The following is a 20,359-nucleotide window of genomic DNA, read 5'->3' on the forward strand; positions in this document are numbered from 1 at the left end:
TTTGTTATGTGTGCCCGAAAAGCCATTTGTGTCTACTTTTGCCAAAAATAGCGTACTGATTGGGTGTTGTTCACCCGCCAGGGATTGTAAATCCCTGACTAATTGCTCAAGTCTACTGAAGTAGACTGAAAATTTTTGCGCTATGAAGTCCTCTTCAGAGGACTTTAGCGTACTGAGATTGGGTGTTGTTCACCCGCCAAAGATTGTAAATCCCTGGCGGACGTGCGGTTTCGCGTTAAGTTGACACCAGTGGCGTCTCGCCCGCCCTAAGCAAAACTGACTTGACAAAAACTTTGGGTACTTCTGGAACTCTAGCAAGGCAAAATGAAATCAATATAATAGCCAGGACAGGAGCAACATTGCAATTAAAAGAGTCCGCCAGAAGTTTTCGCAACGTTTTTGTTGCTCAGACTTCCTTTCGGTGGTAGATTTTACCCTGATGATTTTCTGGCTATACTAGTGACTTAAGCCGATTGATTGACAAATTTCATCTCCCAGCATGAAACATACAAAAACTCTAAACTTTGGACATATATTCAGTGTGCATTTACTTTTAAGTGACACAACAATATTGTCTGGTATTGGAGAAAAGTAATTTTCTTGGGGGACTAAAAAAAGTTTATCAATCAATCACTAGAGTGAATATACATCAATCAAATATCTTCCGAGTAAGCACCTATGAAAGAAGAATTGATAGCCAGAGTTGTGCAGGTATTGCAAATTAATATGAGATGGATGACTTGGAATTTATTTCTGGCTTTTATACCTTTGGCTTTGAGTGTGTGGCTATTTCGCATGAGACGCGGTGGCACTTGGCTTTGGTGGCTAGGATTCTTAGTTTTCTACGCTTTCTTACCAAATGCACCATATTTGTTGACCGATGTAATTCATTTGATAGATGATATCCGCACGATTCAATCGGTTTGGATAATTACTTTAGTCCTGATTCCTGTATATTTGCTAGTAATTCTCGGTGGATTTGAAGCTTATGTAATATCGTTAATTAATTGGGGTCACTACTTACATCGCATCGGTAAAAGCCAGTGGATTTGGCGCGTTGAGTTGATTACTCATTTTCTGTGTGCGGTTGGTGTCTATTGGGGACGATTTTTACGTTTCAACAGTTGGGATTTTATTACTCAACCGGATGCTTTACTTACCAAAGGGGTAGAAGAAATTCTTGGGAAACAGCCCTTGGTGATTATTGCTATCACCTTTGTGGTACTTGCAGGTTTGTACTGGATTATGAAACGAGTAACTTTAGGTCTTGGTCAACGAGATAGTAGAATAGGGATAAACTCAGAACGCGCAAACTCTAACACGCCAAACATTTGATAAATGTGGCTATTTTGGCTTTTAAATTTTGGGTTTTAATTAGTAATTCTCAAACATGAATATTGCCTATCAAAAGAAAGATGCAACTAAAGCCTCCTTGAGGTGAAATAAACTCAGAGGCAAAGGTTGAACTTCAACCGTCGCCATCTGAGAATAACGTCCCATCAGATCATTTAATATCGATGGTCTGATGCATCTGATCAGGTTGATAGGAGGGATATAATATGCAATTAATTTCTAGAGAGGAGATCAAGACATTAATAGAACAACCAAAAGGAAATTGTGTTTCAATTTATATGCCAACACATCCAGTCGGGGCAGAAGTGCGACAAGACCCCATTCGCTTTAAAAATTTGCTCAAGGAAGCGGAGAATCGTTTAATTGATGCGGGTTTGGAACAGAAAGAAGCGATCGCATTGCTAGAAAAATCCCATGAAATTGATACCCAAGAGTTTTGGGAGCAAAAAGGAGAGCAAGGGCTGGCGATTTTTATTTCTGAAAATATTTTTCGCTATTACACGCTACCAATTGATTTTCAAGAGTTGGTCGTGGTTACAGATCGATTTCACATCAAGCCACTGCTGCCAATTTTAAATGGCAATGGTCGCTTTTATATCCTGGCTTTGAGCCAACAAGATGTCAGGTTCTTTGAAGGAACACGCTACAGCGTCAATCAGGTGGAAGTAGAAAATCTTCCTAAAAGTCTAGATGAAGCTTTGCAAAAAGACGAGACTGCTAAAGAAGGTCAGTTCCGGCTTGCAACATCAAGAGGGGGAACCGCCAATTCCTTTTCGCAACCAGGTACGTTTCACGGACAGGGAAGCCCTGAAAAGGATAAACAACAAGAATACATACTACAATTCTTTCAGATTATTGATGGCGCATTGCACGAAAAACTAAAATTGCAAAAAGCCCCTTTGGTACTGGCTGGGGTAGAGTATCTCTTGCCTTTATATAGACAGGCAAATACTTACCAGCATTTGATGGATGAAGCTATCACTGGTAATCCAGAAATTCTCAGCGCCCAAGAGTTACATGACCAAGCTTGGCCAATTGTCGAGGCTGATTTCCAAAAGTCGCAGCAAGAGGTTTTGGAGCAATTTCACGAATTCTTTGGCGGTGATACTGGTAAAGCATCAAACAACCTCAAAGAAATTGTCTCAGCGGCTTATTACCAACGAGTCGATTCCTTACTAGTTGCAGTTGGTCAGCAACAGTGGGGTTTATTCGATCCGACCTCAGAAACGGTTTATTTGCATCCAGAAAAAGAAACTGGTGATGAGGATTTGTTGGATTTTGTTGCTGCTCATACTTTATTAAACGGTGGTACGGTTTACGCTGTTCCCTTTGAACAGATTCCATATAGCACAGCCGTTGCGGCGATTTACCGATATTGAACATTTTGATGGTGTTGTATAAAGTTGAATGTGCTGTATACAACACCAATGATAACTATTATTGCTCGTTGTATAATAACAAGGTAAAATGACCAAGATTCTACTTAATATACTTTAATTTATAGATTCAGGAGACCGACTTTTGAACAGGCTGCAACGATTAACCCTTAACGGATTCAAGTCTATTAAGGCTATTGATATTGAGTTGCGCCCTTTAAATATTTTGATTGGAGCAAATGGAGCAGGCAAAAGCAATCTCATCTCGTTCTTCAAGATGCTTAATGAGATGATGGCTGGACGCTTCCAACAATATATTGGTATGTCAGGGCGTGCTCAGTCGCTCTTGCACTTTGGGCCCAAGATAACTCCTCAGATAGAAGCAAAACTGGAGTTTGAAGTCGAAAACGGGGTGGATACCTATGATCTGCGGTTATTCCATGCCGCAGGTGATACGCTGATCTTCGCCCAAGAGACATTGAGCTTTCTGCAAATGGGTTGGACATCCCCAAGGATTGACCAGTTGGGTGCAGGTCATCAGGAAACAAAAATTAGTGAAGCAGCAGAGGAAGGTAAACAAACAGCCAGGACGCTTAAGTACTTGCTTGATCGTTGCCGTGTATATCACTTTCACGATACATCTTCTACGGCAGAAGTGCGGCAATCTTGCTACGTTGGCGATAACCGATGGCTCATGCCTGATGCCGGAAATTTAGCTGCATTACTTCTGAATTTCCGCGAAGACAATTTTTCAGTTTATCAACGTATTATCGGAACAATCCGTTTAATTGCACCATTTTTCGATGACTTTGTTCTTGAGCCAGATGCATCTAATCGTGTCATTCTGAATTGGCAAGAAAAGGATTCAGATCGGGTATTTGGACCCCATCAATTTTCAGATGGCACTTTACGCGCTATGTGTCTGGCAACACTACTCTTACAGCCAGAGGATAAACTACCAAAACTGATTGTTGTTGATGAACCAGAACTAGGTCTTCATCCCTATGCTCTAAATGTTGTGGCTGGCTTGTTTAGCAAGGCTTCGCTTCATACGCAAATTCTTATCAGCACCCAATCTAGTTCTTTCTTGGATAATTTTGATCCTGAAGATGTGATTGCGGTCAACCGAGAGGGTAAAGAGTCACAATTCAAGCGGCTCAATCCCACAGAATTAGAAGCTTGGCTCGACGAGTACACTCTGGGAGAAGTCTGGGAGAAAAATATCATTGGCGGAGGACCGCATTGATGGTGCGCCTCTACCTATTTGCTGAAGGACAAACGGAGCAGACATTCGCCGATAACATCCTTAAACTATATCTTGCTCAACATAGTGTTTTTATGGACAAGATTATGTTGATTGCTCATGCCAGAAAGAAAGGTCATGTGCATCGCGGTGGTGGTCGAAAGTACAAGCCTATGAAGGATGACATCGTGCGCTTTCTCAATCAAGAGAAAGGCTCTAAGGTGTTCTTTACTACGATGATTGATTTGTATGCTATTGCTCCTGATTTTCCTGGATTGGCTGAAGCTGAGAGTCTGCGCCAAAATCCTGTACAACGGGTCGAATTTCTAGAGCAACGCTTTGCAGAGGATATCGGTGATTACCGATTTATCCCGTACATTCAGTTACATGAATACGAGGCATACCTTTTTGCTGATCCAACGTGCTTTAAATATCTTGATGCTCTTCGTACAAGGGAGATTGAGGCTCTCCAGGTGATCGCTAATCAATATGAAACACCTGAGTTGATCAACGACGGACAGCAAACAGCTCCCAGTAAACGCATCATCGCTCAGTTTCCTGATTATGGAAAAGCGAAGTCTGCTTTTGGGCCACAGTTGGCTGAACAAATAGGACTAGAAGTAATTCGGAGTAGGTGTCCCCACTTCAATACATGGCTGTTACAGCTAGAATCATTAAATAATTACCGTAACAATTCTGCTGAGATAGTCTAAGTGATTGACTTACTCTTGCGTGAGGCTAATTCATACTTTCAATCAGCAACGCCAAAGTTAAAATTGCTGAACTCAAAACTTTAGCAGAAAATTTCCAAACTCATGGTCGCCATTTATAACGCGGAACCCATTGAAGGACTTCTTTAGCAAGTTGGGTGTTAATCAAGGCTTTGTAAGGTTCATTTTCATATTCACCACCTCCGCGCCAATCCACTTCAGGTAGTAGAGATTGAGCCATTTCTTTACTAGTTTGATGCGCCGAAGAAATGTCATCAGCGCATAGTAGCAAGGTAACATGACCAGGATTAGGACAGTGTAAAGCGTATCGTGCTGCTTCTGCTGCGTCTCTCACATCCAGAAAAGCGCCGTATTCCCAAAACGGATTCCACTCAAAATCGGGATTAGCTTGCCGATTAGAAATAATAAAATCGTAAGTTTCTTCATCAAAGACACCAGGTGGTCGCAAACAAATAGTTGGGATACCTGTGCTATCGGTAAAATATCTGCACATTTCTTCACTAAGCCGCTTGGAAACTGCATAAGGGGTAGTTGGATAACAAGGATGATAGTCATCCAAAGGAAGATAATCCGGTTTTCTTTCACCTTTAAAGATTCCTAATACATCAACACTGCTGAAGAAAACAACACGTTTGAGTTTTGCCTCTGCTGCTGCTCTTAAAACATGCCAAGTTCCGAGAAGATTGACTGACATTATTTCATCCGGCGTATCTTCAGAATTTCCAAGTAGTGCTGCAAGATGAATAACTGCATCACAGCCAACAAGTGCTGAACTAATTTCATTTGAATTCAGAATATTATGACCATTTGCTATATCAAAGCCAATCACTTCACATCCGTCAGCACGCAAAACTTTTTCAACAACTGAACCAATCATTCCTGCGTTGCCAGTAACTAATATTTTCATAACACTCAGGAGTATTTATCATATTTACTAATATGTATACTTATGCCAATTCAATTAATGCTTCAACACATCCTTGGGTAAAAGACGCGATGAATCGCGTCTCTACAAATGGTTTATTTGTTGCATTCTTTTTTAAAATTGGTGTTATGATTAAAAACATTTTCAATTTTTATATAACTCTGCTAATTTTAGATTTTTCCTTCAATCCAAAATTGAATCACTCTTAACTAATGCAGTTTTCGTCGTGCTGCTGCTAAAATCAGACGTTGTTCGGCACGAGCGATCGCTTGATATGTTCGCTCCACTGCTTCTGGTTCCACGGAAATGGAAGTAATACCCCATTCCACTAACTTATCGATGATTTCTGGATAGAGGGCTGGTGCTTGACCGCAGATTGAACAAGGGATACCGGCAGTTTGAGCCATTTGGATCAGTTGAGCGATCGCACTCATCACTGCTGGATGACGTTCGTTAAATACTCTTGCTAGCTGTCCTTGTTCTCGATCCACTCCAAGCAATAATTGGGTCAGGTCGTTTGTACCAATAGAAATTCCAGCTACACCTGCTTTGACATATTCTGGTAATAAAAATAGGACGCTTGGCACTTCTGCCATTATCCATAATTGAAATTGCGCCACCTCAGTTAAAAAAGCTTGCTCAACTTTACGACGACAAAAGACAAATTCTTCCACAGTCCGCACAAAGGGCAATAGTAGGTTGACATTGCTGTAGCCAGCTTGCTGTACATTCGCCAAAGCTTTCAGTTCCAACTCAAATACTGCGGAATTTCGTAAATAACTAAAAGTGCCGCGTTCACCTAACATCGACTGGGACGAAGATTCTAAATTATCACTCAATGATGGTAAATCCTGCGATCGCCAATCTAAAGAACGATAAAATACTGGTCTTGGTGCAAAGGCACGCGCAAACTGCATAATTTGCTCAGACCATAGCTCTAATAATTCTGGCTGACGCCCGCTTAAAATCCAACTATTAGGATGTTGCCCATTCAATATATTTAGTGCCATCAATTCTGAGCGTAACAATCCCACCCCATCCACAGGCAAGCTTTGCACTTGTTCTACTAAAGTGGACTGACTTAAATTAACCAGTAGTTGGGTAGCAATCATAGGTAGATGAAACGTAACAGCAGGATGGGGGACTTTTGGCTTGGGGTGATGGGGGGAAAGAAGATTTTCTTCTCTTCCTTTCTCCATCTCCTCCTTTGAATCTCCTTTGATCCGATAAACTTCTCCTCTGTCGCCATCAAGCAGCAGTCGTTCGCCAGTTTGAATTAAAGTGGTGGCAGATGTGGCGTTTACTACTGCTGTGATACCTAATTCTCTCGCCAGAATTGCAGCATGGCTGGTTAATCCCCCTTGTTCTGTGATAATACCAGCAACTTGTTGCAATAATGGCAACCAATCAGGTGTAATCGTTGGTACTACTAAAATCACTCCCTTGGGTAGTTGTTCGGGTTTCTGTTGCGGATTAATAATTACCAGGGCATTTGCCACAACACGTCCCCCGGCTGCTCCTAGTCCCCGAATGAAGTGTAAGTGGGGAATTACAGATTGGAGAGGACTAACTTGTGTGATGTAGAGTTTGCCAGATGTATTGTGCCCAGCAATAGTCCATTTAATGGTGAAGGTTTTACCCAGTTCACTCACCAGTTGAGTTCCTAGAGCAATTATTTGTTGTAAGTATTGTTCTTGTAAAGAGTACTGTTTTTGTTGCGCTTCCTGAATTAGATAGGTACTCAGACAAGTGTGATCTGTTGTTAGCACTGAGTTCGGCACGGGTTGCGAAAAAGCTCTAGGCGTTGCATCATCAACACCATAAGCCAGCATTTTATTGCCTAGTTGTTGCTCCAGCACAACCCCACTTTCTTGTTGAATGTAGTAGATATCTGGTTGGACTTCACCTTGAGCGATCGCAATTCCTAATCCCCAAGTAGCCTCAATTTCCCACCCAGAAGGCTTTGCTGTGAGCGAGCCACTGGCGATCGCATTCTCAACAGGTTGCACCAAAACGGCGAGATTAGTTTGTTGCAGATTAATTCCTGAATGCTGCCAATATAATAAACTTCTCGCCCGAAATATCTGGCTCCAGGTACGCTTTAGGGCAAAAGCGATCGCTTCGGGTTCGCACTCACAAAACACCGACTCCAGCAACCCAGATATATTCTTCATCCCTGGGTTAGCAGTTGATACTGCCAAAGTCGGTCGAAGAATCAAACAGCCAGTTTGCCATTCTCTAGCTGCTTGGAAAATTGTACTTACCCACTCTTGTGGCACAGTCGCAGTCAGAATTTCTTGGCGCAAACGACTAGCCACCTGCTGAAGTTGACGCCAATTAGTGACATCCAGGTGTAATGAAGAATGGGGTAAGTCAGCCACTAATGACTCTGAACTATTGAGATTTTCGAGAAATTGTCGTAAAGTTTCCGCTGAAACCACAAAACCAGGCACTACCGGATAGCCACGCTGGATAATTTTGCTCAAGTAAAACGCTTTGTCACCTACCTTGGCGCGGTCTTGTAATTTAATTTGGTCTAGCCAGTAGAGTTTATCCACTCAATTTGTTAGTTGTCAGTTGTCTATTTGTAGCCATAGCTATTTCCTCCTGGTACATTATCAGCCGTCAATCCACTGACTACTGAATCAGCACTCCTCAATAAGAATAGTTTCCAGCATTTACGTTGAATTTACCGATTTTGTTAGTGGCTAATTGCTAGTTACACGATGTATTAAGTAAGTCGGCGAGAAAAAAACAAACTACATTAAGTAATGTAAAATTTAATTGAAGTAGCTTGCAGTGGGGACTTTAGCCCTTAAGAGAGGACTAAAGTCCCCACTGCAAACCTTGAATTATTCACGCCGTTCTACTTACTGTAATTCCACTCCTTTGGAAATCAAATTTTTGCCTTCATTTTGCCTCCTTTCCCTAAAACTGGCACTTTAGTTCTTTTACGAGATTGTATATGGCAGGATCATATTTAATTATTAAATGTATGGGTTAAATCTAGCAATTTAAGGTAATATCTTATATTGTCAGTTCTTTTAAATAGCCCAAAAACTATTTAATAAACTTAAAATTCATGTAGTTTGCCTAAATTATGATCACTGCCATAATTTCGCAATGCAAACCTCAATTTATTGACAGAAAGAATATATTACTGAAAAATAATCCTAACAATGGAAGATATTAATTTAGCAGATTAAAAAACATTACTGAATTGATAGAATCCAAATACGAGATAGGCTATTGCACTAAACCCATTGGATTAAACTCCATTAATAAAAATATTACCAGTTAACCTAGTATATAGAATACTCTATACCAGACTAAGCATTGTCAAACACTTACTACCTTGCAACTAATGATTGGCTGAATATAAGCTTCCGGCTATGCATTGCATTGCTTGTTGGAGCAATAATCGGCTTAGACCGCGAAATTAAACGCAAACCAGCCGGTTTAAGAACTCACATGCTGGTGAGTTTTGGTTCAGCTATTTTTATTTTGACAATTATGCAAACAGGAGGACTACAAACCAGTCCTGATGAAGTTAGTCGGGTGATTGAGAGGGATGCAATTAGCCGGGTGATTCAGGGGATTGCAACTGGTGTAGGATTTCTCGGTGCTGGAGAAATTGTCCGCCAATCTTCTCAAGAATCACAGCGACTTGAAATTCACGGACTCACATCAGCAGCAGCGATTTGGGTTTCGGCTGCTTTGGGAATTGCTGCTGGCTGCGGTTTATGGCAGTTAGGATTAATCGCTTCTCTACTTACTTTTGTAGTTCTCAACGTTTTTAAAAGGTTAGAATAATTCAGAATTTATCGAACAGAATTCAGGAGTCAGGAGTCAGAATTCAGTTGGGTATTCTGTACGACTGGCGGATAGCGCCGGCGGCAAGCGAGTCTTGTCTGCGACACGCTACGCGAACGAGCGTCGCGTCTTGATTCTGACTCCTGAATTCTGACTTCTGAATTCTTATTCAAACATTACTGTTGGATTATTTCTCCTGATTTCACAAAAAGAATTTGTGAGGACTTCAACCATTGCGAATCAAAAGAACCCAAGTGAGTGGTAGTAATTAGGGTTTGAAAGCGATCTTGAATAGCATCAAGTAATTGATTTTGACGGGATAAATCGAGTTCGGCAAGAACATCATCAAGTAATAGCAATGGTGGCTCTTTGACGACTTCTTCAATTAATTGCAATTCGGCTAATTTTAAGGCTAGAACCAGCGTTCGTTGTTGACCTTGAGAACCGTATTGACGAGCGGGTGTCTGGTTAATAGTTAATTCTATTTCGTCGCGATGGGGGCCAACAAGGGTAGTGCCTTGGTGCATTTCAGCGATCGCTCGCTGCTGAATTTTTGCTAAAAAAGCTTGTTGCACTTCCTCTAGACGGTTATCTTCTAAGGGAATATTCGGCACGTAATTAATTTGCAGAACTTCTGTACTGCCGCTAATACTGGCGTGCCAAGCACTTGCAATAGGAGCTAATCTTTGAATGGCGCGATCGCGTCTTCTAATTACCCTAGTTCCTGTGGTCGCTAACTGTGCATCCCACACCGCCAATTCTGAGTGTAGAGATGTTGCATCCAAGGTTTCTACATGGCGTTTTAAAAAGGCATTGCGCTGGCGTAACACATGGTTATACTGCTGCAAAATGTGAGCATAAACTGGTTCGAGTTGAATTAAGAGTGTATCTAACCAGTTGCGACGACCTTCCGGGCCGCCGCGTACTAAGTCTAAATCTAAGCTGGAAAATTGGACTGCATTGAGAACTCCGAGAAAATCCATTTGACGGCGGATAGACTCGCCATTGATAGCAACGCTACGGCGACCATTGCGCCGGAGAGTTAAGGTCAGGTCACTAACGCCTGTTTGTCGCTCAAGGGTGGCATTAATTTGGGCTATGGCTTCCCCTTCTTGAACCAAATCGCGATCGCGGGCCATTCGGTGCGATCGCAATGTCGCCAGCAACTCCACCGCCTCCAACAAATTCGACTTTCCCTGAGCGTTATTACCTACCAAAATTGTTTTGGCAGCAGTAAACTCAACCTTTTGGTCTTGATAATTGCGAAATTGTCGGAGGTTTAGAGTTTTGAGGTACATGGTGAAGATTGGGCATGGGGCATTGGAGACGAGGGAGACAAAAGAGAAGCACGAGAGCAGAGAAGGGTAGAGGAGAATAGATTAATAACCAATGCCCCATGCCCCATGCCCCATGCCCAATTTACACAGCCTTCTTGCCCATAATCCGCAAAAATATCTTCTCCCCTTCAATCCACACAAACATTAAGGCACTGAAGCCAATACAAACCCCCAATTCTTCTAGAGTCAGGTAGTGAGTACCAAAGAAATCTCGCAGGGGTGGGACGTAAACTAGCATCAACTGCAAAATCGTGGTGACGACAACAGCCGCTAATACAAAGATATTGGAGAAGGGATTCATCTCGATAGTCAGTCGGTTATTGGAGCGAATGGCGATCGCATGGCCCATTTGAGCAATACACAAGGTAGTAAATACCATTGTCTTCCAAGTATCGGGATTTCCTTGATACTCAGGGGCATGGGTATGTTGATAAGCCCACCACATTAAGGCAATGGTGATAATGGCAAATATTATCCCAATGCGAATCATGTAAGAACCTAATCCCCTGGCGAAAATACTTTCGCGGGGACTAAAAGGCGGACGTTGCATTACATCCGGTTCTGGAGGTTCTACAGCTAATGCCAAAGCTGGTAAACCATCTGTCACCAAGTTCATCCACAGAATTTGTAAGGGGGTAAGGGGAACGCCTCCCAAACCAATTAGAGGTGCGGCTGCAATTGTCAGAACTTCACCAATGTTACTGCCCAGGATGTATTTAATAAAGCGGCGGATGTTGGTGTAAACAACTCTTCCTTCCTTGGTGGCGGTAACAATGGTGGCGAAGTTGTCATCAAGTAACACCATGTCACTGGCTTCTTTACTGACATCAGTGCCAGTAATGCCCATTGCAATCCCGATGTCGGCTTGTTTGAGGGCTGGGGCATCGTTAACGCCATCGCCTGTCATCGCTACAAATCGACCCCGGCGTTGCAGTGCTTGGACAATTCGCAGTTTGTGTTCTGGAGAAACTCTGGCATAGATGCTTACTAAGTCAACGTTTTGCTCTAATTCCTGGTCAGTCATCCGTTGCAATTCTTGACCTGTGAGAACGCGATCGCCTTCTTGGGCAATTCCCAAATCAGTAGCGATCGCTCGTGCTGTTAATTGGTGGTCGCCTGTAATCATCACTGGGCGAATACCTGCTTCTCGGCACTCTTGGACAGCTGCCCTGACTTCTGGGCGTGGCGCATCTAGCATTCCCACCAATCCCAGCCAAACCAAACCTTGCTCAGATGTTTCGTCTGAACCTTCTGCTGGGATGTCCGCCAGGGGTTTGTAGGCAAAACCTAGCACCCGTAAACCTTTACCGGCCATTTGGTCATTTTCTGCCAAAATTTTCTGGCGTTGTTCTTCGGTTAAGGGGGCTGAGTGATTACCCAAATGAATTTGAGTCGAACGTGCCAAAATTAACTCTGGAGAACCTTTGGTAAACATTAAGTAAGGCTCAGATTGGAGAAAATTAGCGATCGCTGGGTCAACGCCTCTCGAAGACGCGTCACCTGTGGCGACTCCCTCCACCTGAGAAATCACGCTCATCCGCTTCCGTTCTGAGGAGAAGGGGAACTCCACTACACGAGGTAACTTATTGTTCCACTGGTCTTTTTCGATTCCGGCTTTCCCCGCCAGGGTGACTAACGCCCCTTCTGTAGGATCTCCTAAAATTGCCCATTCGCCTTGTTCTTTTTGCAACACCGAATCATTACAAACAGCACAGGCGACTGACAACGCTGAGATTTCTGGAGACTCCTCTAGGGAAATTGTTTGACCATCTAACTGAAAGTCCCCTGTGGGAGCATAACCTTCGCCGGTGACGCGAAAAGTTTTGTTATTGGTGAAAACCGATTGCACCACCATTTTATTTTGAGTCAGCGTGCCGGTTTTATCAGAACAGATAGTGGTTACAGAACCCAATGTTTCCACTGCTGGGAGTTTGCGAATCAAGGCATTTTGGCGCACCATTCGCTGGGTTCCCAGAGCCAATGTAACGGTAATTACCGCTGGTAAACCTTCTGGTACCACGGCAACCGCCATACTCAAGGAAATTTCCAAGAGTTCTTGGATGTTGCTAAAACCTCTTGCTTGGATCACACCGCCGACGACGACGATCGCCACCAAAATCAAAGAACCCGTAACCAGGACGTTACCCAGTTGAGTCATTCGCTGCTGTAATGGCGTAGGTTCACTTTCCACAGCCTGCAACATAGTGGCAATTTTGCCTAATTCTGTTGTCATGCCGGTGTTAGTCACCAGAACCTTAGCGCGTCCTTGGATAACTTCGGTTCCTTGAAATACTAAATTTAGGCGATCGCCTAAATCTGTTTCTTCGGGCAATTTTAGGGTTGCCTGTTTATTCACAGATTGGGCTTCACCCGTCAATGCCGACTCACGCACTTGTAAATTCGACTGTTCGATCAAGCGTCCATCTGCGGCTATCTGCATCCCAGCTTCTAGCAGCATGACATCCCCTGGGACTAGTTCCTTGGCTGCTATCTCCACAAGTCTGGCGGCGCGGATGACTCGCACCAAGGGAGAGGTCATTTTTTTCAGGGCTGCCAAGGCTTTTTCGGCACGGCTTTCTTGGACGTAGCCGAGTATGCCATTGAGGATGACAATTGCCAAAATAGCGATCGTATCTTTAAATGGCACTTCACCGGGCTTCAAACTGCCAGATTGCAAAGCTATCAGGTCTAAAATCCCGGAAATCAGAGCTACGCCAATCAGCATCAACAACATAATGTTCTTGAACTGATCCAGCAGAATTTCCCAAGTGCTACGGCCAGCAGTTTCTTCGAGTTCGTTGGGGCCGTATTTTTGTAATCTCTGTTGAATTTCTTGGGGTGTTAAGCCACTGTCTGCGTTACTATCGAGCAGGTCTAACGCTTTATCAACTTCTAAACTATGCCAAACGGCGGCACCTTCAGGCAGAGAATTAGCAGACATCGTGTAAGTCACAGGAATAGTTACAAAATTCGATCATAATTTAGTGATGGCAGGAATTCCATCTTCTAAAGTTACATTAAGGCGATCGCCTAGTTGTATGAGTCTATATGTAATTTTTAACATTTGTAAATTTATTCTTTTTTTAAGATAGTATTATTTCTCACGAAAGAGTTTATTGGAACACATTTTACTGATAATTATGAGTAATAGAGCTTTGAAGCTTTGTTACAGAGGATATGCCACAATTAATTTCAGGCTGCCATTGCTTTCATTTACATCCCGTAATCAATAGTTAGGATGCATGGCCCGATTGCATTTCTTCATTTTTAATTTTGTCAAAAGTTGAGCCACTCGCTTGTGTATTTCCTCGCTCAAGCGAACTGGCGTGCCAGTAGGGTTACCCGATTTAGCAAACTTTTCAAGACGAATTTTTAATTTTGAATTGCCCAGGCGTGCTAAACCATTCAAGAAATATGCTTAATATAAGTTTTGCACTCCCCACGACCGCAAGCCAGATGTTTGGGCAAAAGACAATTCGACCGCTTACTGCTGCTACCCTGTGTGGCATTACTTTCATCAAAGATAGGCTACTTGCCATTGACAGTATTAAAGGCCATCTACTGGAGATTGATCCCACCTCTGACAACAGCAAAATTCTCAATCCCCATCAAGTTAAAGAATTTACTGATGTCACTGGTCTAGCTGCGTGGGAAGATACCCTGTGGGTGAGCCGAGAAAATAGTGTTTACTTGTGCAAGCTCAATGCTTTGGGTCTAGAACATTTTGTAACATTGCCTTATCCCGCTGATGGCGTTGCTGTTTGGGAAACAGCAGTTTATGTAAGTTGCCAAAGGCTGGGCTACATTCTGGTTTTTGACCGCGAAACGCGAAAAGAGATTACCAGATTTTATGCTCCTGGAGTTGGGATAGAGAATTTGGCAGTCAACCGAGAAATGCTATGGATTTGCGATCGCACTGAACAATCAGTTTACGCGATGGACAGAGCCACGGGTGAACTGCAATTCAGTGTCCTAACACCATTTGAATGTCCCACAGGTATTGCAATCCATAAAAATGACGAAACAGGACAAGAAAGTATTTACGTTGCCTACGCCACAGAGGAGCCTTATATTCGGGATAATCCCAATGCTGATCCGAGTCATGAGCTAACGTTCCGCGATCGCACTTTTATTCATCCCCTGTATTATCATTACCAGCCAGATAAGTGTTACGCCCTCTCTAATGGTTATCTCATTGAAATGTCTTATGCTGAGGAAATTGCACCCTTAGACGAGGTTTATTTACCTGATGTGGAATGGCGCATCGCCCTACCATCGGAAACTGAGCGTCAAAAGGTGAAACACGTTGAAGCCATTGGTATACCCTTTACCGAAGAAGTGATAGAGGGGCAACGTGTAGCAGTATTTAAATTTGATTCTCTTACCCCAGGAGAACGGCATATATTTGGCTGGAAAGCACTTTTGGAAGTTCGAGGCATTAAATATCGCATCACACCCAGAGATGTGGAAAACGTTCCTGCACTCTCCCCAGAATTGCAAACACGCTACCTAGTGGATGACGACGATTTAGCAATGGATACTACCATTGTTCGCCGTGCTGCTAGAGAAGCGATTGGCTCTGAAACCAATGTGCTGCGGAAAATGTACAGCATCCGCAACTACGTTTACGATCAATTATCTTACGGTATTAAACCTTACATTGACACGCCAGATATCGTTTTAGAACGGGGCGTTGGTTCCTGTGGCGAATATGTCGGTGTCTTACTTGCCCTAGCCCGTTTAAATGGCATCCCCTGCCGTACCGTAGGTAGGTACAAATGTCCTCCCCATAGTGACTTACTAGGAGTGCCACTACAACCCGACTTTAATCATGTTTGGCTGGAGTTCTACGTCCCGAATTTTGGCTGGTTGCCAATGGAATCAAATCCTGATGATGTGGGTGAAGGTGGCCCTTATCCAACGCGCTTTTTTATGGGCTTATGTTGGTATCACATTGAAATTGGCAAAGGTATCACCTTTGAAACCGTGACAAGTCAAGGTGCGCGACTAACCAAAGAAGATATCCCCATCGGTGATTTGGCGATTAATCATATTCGCTTCACAATTCTAAAAGAATTACCAGACTTTTGAATTAGGGTATTGAGCATCCTGGAAAGGCGCTGAAAAAGCGAGTAAGGTGTGTTATGCCGTAGGCATAACACACCTTAATACTCTCTGTTTAACCACAATTTTTGTCTATTTCTAAACTCTTATTCCTATTCAAGTATTCTTCAAATAATTCAAAAAATTTCTGTAGTGCCTCAGAGGTTGTTTGAAAAGTGTTTCGCTGTTATTTTAGGCACTTTAGATCCCTAACCCCCCTTAAAAAAGGGGGAACCGAAGTCAAAGTCCCCCAATTTATCGGGGGATTTAGGGGGATCTAAAACTTTTGATACCGACAAGAGGACTTTTCAAACATCCTCTCAGGCTCATCTACAGAATAGAAAAGGATTATCTTAGACCATGACTGACCTGAGTTAATCCCATATTTTTCTTCAATCCATGATTGAAAACCTTCAAATTCTCTTTCTGGCTCAGTTGGAGGTACACCAACTTCTTCCATTCTCATCTTTTTTTGAACTCTCGTCATGTCTTAAAAACCTTTGAAAAACCATATATTATTTTCTCCCAAACAACTTAGTGGTAAGATTATTGAGATTAATTATCATTAAAGCTTGATAATCGCTAGCAATGACAATCACCTTAACAATCAAAGACTACGAAGAACTATTGAAGGAAAGTAAGGAAGATAGTACATTTGACCCAACATTAGAACCAGATGAACATCTTGATGAAATGCCCAAACATCTCGGTAGAGGTTACTATCGAGCAATTGAAATATATCCTGAACTTTGGCTAATTATTGTTGATAAGGAATACGATCGTGATATTGCCCTGAAAATCCCTGAAAGTAATCATCCTCTCCAGTTTGGTGCTTTAGCTTTAGGGATGTATACAGATACTTATGGGCAGGTTGGGGAAGGATATACGTTTATTTCTGGTGGTGGAATTCAACGTAAAGCTGATTCGTCTTATCGCCATTCCCAAAGGATTTTGGGTGTTGATATCATCATGCCACCTGATTTGCTGAGGACTTTTTTCCCTGGAAAGGATGGGGAAATGCTGCCTCAGTTGCAATTTTTGGGAAAAGAAAGCGATTGGCAAACATTAATTTATCCCAAAACTAATCCAGTTATCCAAAGTGTGGTATTGCAAATTATTAACTGCTCTTATCAGGGAACTACCAAGCGGATGTATTTGCAGGGTAAGGTTATAGAATTGATGGCTTTACAGTTAGCTCCTTTTTTAGAAGATAATAAGGTAAGGCAATTATCACCGCGATTAAAAAGAGATACTATTGCTAAAATTCATTATGCCAAAGAAATTTTACAAGCACGTTTAGAGAATCCACCCTTATTGTCAGAGTTAGCACAAGAGGTAGGTGTGAGCGAGAGTACGCTGCAAAAAGGGTTTCAAATGCAGTTCGGTACAACAGTGTTTGGTTATTTGACGGATCAGCGTATGGAACAAGCCCATCAGCTGTTACACAGTAGTGATTTCACAGTTGCCGAAGTTGCTAACATTGTTGGTTACTCACATTTAGGACATTTTGCTGCTGCCTTCAAACGCAAGTTTGGCATCACACCCAGAGAATGTTTTTTCGGCAAAACTCTTGTTTCGGGACTATAACTATTGTTTTGGGATAGACTCAACTAGTTCAACTCCTCTACACTCTCGTTTATTGCAATTAAGAAATATAAGCAATAAGCAGTATTGTTTAATGGTGTAGGGAGTGGTATGAAAAGTTGGTGTTCTACTTCTGGTAACAAATATTTTACGCTATACTCCCCAAGGGAGTGGCGATCGCCAACCCTCGACATTTATCTTTGGTTAATAGTGAGTGTAGTTGGGATCATCGGTGGCATAGTTCCTCAACCTGAACAGGTATTGGCATCAGAAAAGGAGCAGGATAAAGTTGTCACCAGAATTAAAACACTCAGTGAAACCGAGTTTCCAGCGACTAGTGTCAAACACTTACTTTCGCAATCACCAACTTCTGGCACTCAATCAACTGTAGTAATTACGGGAGTCAAGGCAAATCCCACCGATAGCGGTGTCGAGGTAATTTTAGAGACAACCCAAGGGGAAAAACTGCAAATTGCCAATCGCAGTACGGGTAATAATTTTATTGCAGATATAATTGGTGGGCAGTTGCGTTTACCCAATGGCGATGCTTTCACGTTTAAGTCGGAAAAACCCCTGGCGGGAATTACGGAAATCACAGCTACGAATATTGATGCGAATACCGTGCGGGTAACGGTAATTGGCGAGAAAGCTTTACCTGCGGTTGAGTTATTTGACGATAATGTGGGGTTGATTTTTACAGTTGCATCTACAGCCACAACAGCACAGGAACCAGAACAACCAACCCAAGAAAAGCCAGTAACGGAAACACCCGAAGAACAACCCGCAGCCCAACAGGATGACCCAATTGAATTGGTAGTCACGGCAGAACAGGATGGTTATCGCGTACCAGATACCTCAGTGGGAACGAAAACAGATACCCCATTGCGTGATATTCCCCAGTCAATTCAGGTAGTGCCGCGACAGGTGCTGCAAGACCGTCAAGCAAGAAGCATTACAGACGCATTGGAAAACGTTAGCGGTGTCACCTCAATTTCTAGCTCAGGTTCAAGTAGAGACTATTTTACGATTCGAGGCTTTGAGGTATATTCTAACTCTCTCGTCAACGGACTTCCCGATCCACAAATTACTTCAGATGGCGGCTTTGTCAACGTGGAACGCTTAGAAGTGTTAAAGGGGCCTGCGTCTGTTTTGTATGGCGAAACTGGATTCAGTGGTATTGGCGGTACTGTCAACTTCGTTACTAAAAAGCCATTGCGCGATCCATTCTACGAAGTTAGCGCGACTATTGGTAGTTTTGACGAGTATCAGGGAGCGATCGATTTTTCAGGGCCGTTGAATGATTCTAAAACGGCTCTCTACCGCTTGAATATTGGTTATCGGAGTACTCAGAGTTTCATTGACTTTAACCAAGCTAGAAGGTTTTCTATTGCTCCCAGTTTGAGCTTTAACCTGGGTAAAAATACAGACTTAGTGGTTGAGGGTGATATCAACAGATTGGAAAGAAATGGACAGGGATCAAGCGGATTACCAGCAGTGGGTAGTGTACTGCCGAACCCCAATGGCAGAGTGCGTCGTAGTTTTAACGCCATAGGTCAATTAACAGATAATCTGACAATTCAAGGCAGAATTGGGTATAGCTTAGAGCATCGATTTAATGAGAATTGGAAGCTACGAAATGCCTTCCGCTATGTGTTCGCTAATGATGACGATCGCGGTGGAGTGCCTTATACTATTTCTCCCACTAGTCTAGCGGATGATAATCGCACGCTAAATCGAAGTGCTTCTATTGGCAGTCAATTTTACGATTTCTACTATCTAGATACGAATCTACTTGGTAAATTCAGCACTGGGCCCATCAATCACCAACTTCTATTTGGCTTGAGTTTGAGTCGAAATATAACCGATCTCAGTTTTGAATTTGGCATTCCTGCTGCCCCGGTAGACATTTTCAATCCAGTCTACGATCAAACTGTTGTTTCTAGTGGTCGCAACTTCGTTCAGTTAACAACCAGAGATACGATTGGTATTTATCTCCAGGATCAAATTACTCTGGCTGAAAACTTAAAGCTTCTGCTAGGCGGACGAGTAGATATATTTGATGAGGCCAAAATTGATCGACTTACGGATATAGAAACCAGCCAATCAGACACTGCATTTAGTCCGCGAGTAGGAATTGTTTATCAACCCATTCCGCCCATTTCTTTATATGCTAGTTTTGCGCGATCTTTTGCTCCGACAATCGGTACATCTGCTACTGGAGAAGCATTTAAACCAGAGCGGGGAACCCAGTATGAAGTAGGCATTAAAGCAGATGTGAATGACCGAGTTTCGGCAACCCTTGCCTTCTATGATTTGACCCGTTCTAATGTGACGACAGACGATCCCGATCCTAATACTCCTCCTGGCTTTTCGGTTCAAACTGGAGAACAAAAAAGCCAAGGGATTGAGTTAGATATCAGTGGCGAAATTTTACCGGGATGGAACATTATTGGAGGATATGCCTACACCGATGCTAGAGTCACGAAAGATAATACGATTCCAAGCATTGTGGGCAATCGATTATTTTCTGCTCCTGAACATTCATTCAACCTGTGGACAACTTACAGAATTCAACAAGGTGATTTGCAAGGACTAGGATTTGGATTAGGCTTCTATTATGTTGGAGAAAGAGCAGCAGATTTGGCTAATACTTTCGAGCTTCCCAGTTACTTCCGTACAGATGCGGCAATTTTTTATGAACGCGAGCAATTCCGCACTGCCTTAAATTTCCGTAATCTCTTCAATGTGGATTATTATCAAACTGGGTCTGGAACATTTGTTGATCCAGGCGAACCTTTCGCTGTTCAAGGAACGATTTCATGGAGATTTTAGGTTGTTAAGGAACAGAAACTTAAGAATCTACAATTTTTAATGGTGTGTCACGCCACTCTAAC

General features: G+C 42.7%; 13 protein-coding genes. 8 read left to right on the forward strand and 5 right to left on the reverse strand.

Annotated elements, in window-relative coordinates; translation table 11 throughout:
- The first annotated feature begins 678 nt into the window (after positions 1 to 678).
- The 4 genes from RRG12_RS20065 to RRG12_RS20080 all read left to right on the forward strand — a co-directional run bounded on the left by RRG12_RS20065 (position 679) and on the right by RRG12_RS20080 (position 4,685).
- The gene (locus RRG12_RS20065) at positions 679 to 1,335 is read left to right on the forward strand and encodes a DUF1361 domain-containing protein (protein ID WP_420760474.1); all 657 of its coding nucleotides are present in this window, start codon (positions 679 to 681) and stop codon (positions 1,333 to 1,335) included.
- A gap of 224 nt (positions 1,336 to 1,559) precedes the next feature.
- Positions 1,560 to 2,732, forward strand: a complete 1,173-nt coding sequence (locus RRG12_RS20070; protein ID WP_420760475.1) for a hypothetical protein — start codon at positions 1,560 to 1,562, stop codon at positions 2,730 to 2,732.
- A 142-nt stretch (positions 2,733 to 2,874) separates the two neighbouring features.
- Entirely contained in the window at positions 2,875 to 3,975 is a 1,101-nt protein-coding gene (locus RRG12_RS20075) for an AAA family ATPase (RefSeq protein ID WP_069068637.1), read from the forward strand.
- Positions 3,975 to 4,685 carry a DUF4276 family protein gene (locus RRG12_RS20080; RefSeq protein WP_069068636.1) on the forward strand — a complete coding sequence of 237 codons (711 nt, stop codon included), beginning with the start codon at positions 3,975 to 3,977 and terminating at the stop codon, positions 4,683 to 4,685. Before RRG12_RS20075 ends, RRG12_RS20080 begins: the two co-directional genes overlap by 1 nt.
- A gap of 100 nt (positions 4,686 to 4,785) precedes the next feature.
- On the opposite strand, the gene RRG12_RS20085 is transcribed toward RRG12_RS20080, so the two are convergent.
- Positions 4,786 to 5,610, reverse strand: coding sequence for an NAD-dependent epimerase/dehydratase family protein (locus RRG12_RS20085; RefSeq protein WP_069068635.1), 825 nt, complete (start codon positions 5,608 to 5,610; stop codon positions 4,786 to 4,788).
- 227 nt (positions 5,611 to 5,837) lie between these two features.
- Positions 5,838 to 8,186 carry a putative PEP-binding protein gene (locus RRG12_RS20090; RefSeq protein WP_420760476.1) on the reverse strand — a complete coding sequence of 783 codons (2,349 nt, stop codon included), beginning with the start codon at positions 8,184 to 8,186 and terminating at the stop codon, positions 5,838 to 5,840.
- A 778-nt stretch (positions 8,187 to 8,964) separates the two neighbouring features.
- Between RRG12_RS20090 and RRG12_RS20095 the strand changes: the two genes are divergently transcribed.
- Positions 8,965 to 9,441, forward strand: a complete 477-nt coding sequence (locus RRG12_RS20095; protein ID WP_420760477.1) for an MgtC/SapB family protein — start codon at positions 8,965 to 8,967, stop codon at positions 9,439 to 9,441.
- Positions 9,442 to 9,617: 176 nt separating this feature from the next.
- Here RRG12_RS20095 and recF read toward each other — a convergent pair whose 3' ends face one another.
- Both recF and RRG12_RS20105 read right to left on the reverse strand, forming a co-directional pair.
- The gene (gene recF / locus RRG12_RS20100; protein ID WP_420760478.1) at positions 9,618 to 10,739 is read right to left on the reverse strand and encodes a DNA replication/repair protein RecF; all 1,122 of its coding nucleotides are present in this window, start codon (positions 10,737 to 10,739) and stop codon (positions 9,618 to 9,620) included.
- Between the two features lie 121 nt (positions 10,740 to 10,860).
- Positions 10,861 to 13,719 (reverse strand): cation-translocating P-type ATPase, encoded by a 2,859-nt coding sequence (locus RRG12_RS20105; protein WP_069068630.1) that lies wholly within the window; start codon positions 13,717 to 13,719, stop codon positions 10,861 to 10,863.
- 473 nt (positions 13,720 to 14,192) lie between these two features.
- On the opposite strand from RRG12_RS20105, the gene RRG12_RS20110 reads away from it, so the two are divergent.
- Positions 14,193 to 15,869, forward strand: a complete 1,677-nt coding sequence (locus RRG12_RS20110; protein WP_420760479.1) for a transglutaminase domain-containing protein — start codon at positions 14,193 to 14,195, stop codon at positions 15,867 to 15,869.
- 289 nt (positions 15,870 to 16,158) lie between these two features.
- On the opposite strand, the gene RRG12_RS20115 is transcribed toward RRG12_RS20110, so the two are convergent.
- Complete coding sequence (locus RRG12_RS20115) at positions 16,159 to 16,368, reverse strand: hypothetical protein (protein WP_069068629.1); 210 nt, start codon at positions 16,366 to 16,368, stop codon at positions 16,159 to 16,161.
- A gap of 101 nt (positions 16,369 to 16,469) precedes the next feature.
- On the opposite strand from RRG12_RS20115, the gene RRG12_RS20120 reads away from it, so the two are divergent.
- On the forward strand, positions 16,470 to 17,468 hold the full coding sequence (locus tag RRG12_RS20120; protein ID WP_420760480.1) for a helix-turn-helix transcriptional regulator: 999 nt from the start codon (positions 16,470 to 16,472) through the stop codon (positions 17,466 to 17,468).
- A gap of 108 nt (positions 17,469 to 17,576) precedes the next feature.
- Entirely contained in the window at positions 17,577 to 20,297 is a 2,721-nt protein-coding gene (locus RRG12_RS20125) for a TonB-dependent siderophore receptor (RefSeq protein WP_420760481.1), read from the forward strand.
- Positions 20,298 to 20,359 lie beyond the last annotated feature (62 nt).

The organism is Nostoc sp. CALU 546 (assembly GCF_048836525.1).

What these genes read in the sequence shown, in the direction of transcription:
- RRG12_RS20065 (WP_420760474.1), top strand. Translation starts at nt 679, where the DNA reads ATGAAAGAAGAATTGATAGCCAGAGTTGTGCAGGTATTGCAAATTAAT.
- RRG12_RS20070 (WP_420760475.1), top strand. Translation starts at nt 1,560, where the DNA reads ATGCAATTAATTTCTAGAGAGGAGATCAAGACATTAATAGAACAACCA.
- RRG12_RS20080 (WP_069068636.1), top strand. Translation starts at nt 3,975, where the DNA reads ATGGTGCGCCTCTACCTATTTGCTGAAGGACAAACGGAGCAGACATTC.
- RRG12_RS20085 (WP_069068635.1), bottom strand. Translation starts at nt 5,610, where the DNA reads ATGAAAATATTAGTTACTGGCAACGCAGGAATGATTGGTTCAGTTGTT.
- recF (WP_420760478.1), bottom strand. Translation starts at nt 10,739, where the DNA reads ATGTACCTCAAAACTCTAAACCTCCGACAATTTCGCAATTATCAAGAC.
- RRG12_RS20105 (WP_069068630.1), bottom strand. Translation starts at nt 13,719, where the DNA reads ATGTCTGCTAATTCTCTGCCTGAAGGTGCCGCCGTTTGGCATAGTTTA.
- RRG12_RS20110 (WP_420760479.1), top strand. Translation starts at nt 14,193, where the DNA reads ATGCTTAATATAAGTTTTGCACTCCCCACGACCGCAAGCCAGATGTTT.
- RRG12_RS20115 (WP_069068629.1), bottom strand. Translation starts at nt 16,368, where the DNA reads ATGACGAGAGTTCAAAAAAAGATGAGAATGGAAGAAGTTGGTGTACCT.
- RRG12_RS20120 (WP_420760480.1), top strand. Translation starts at nt 16,470, where the DNA reads ATGACAATCACCTTAACAATCAAAGACTACGAAGAACTATTGAAGGAA.
- RRG12_RS20125 (WP_420760481.1), top strand. Translation starts at nt 17,577, where the DNA reads ATGAAAAGTTGGTGTTCTACTTCTGGTAACAAATATTTTACGCTATAC.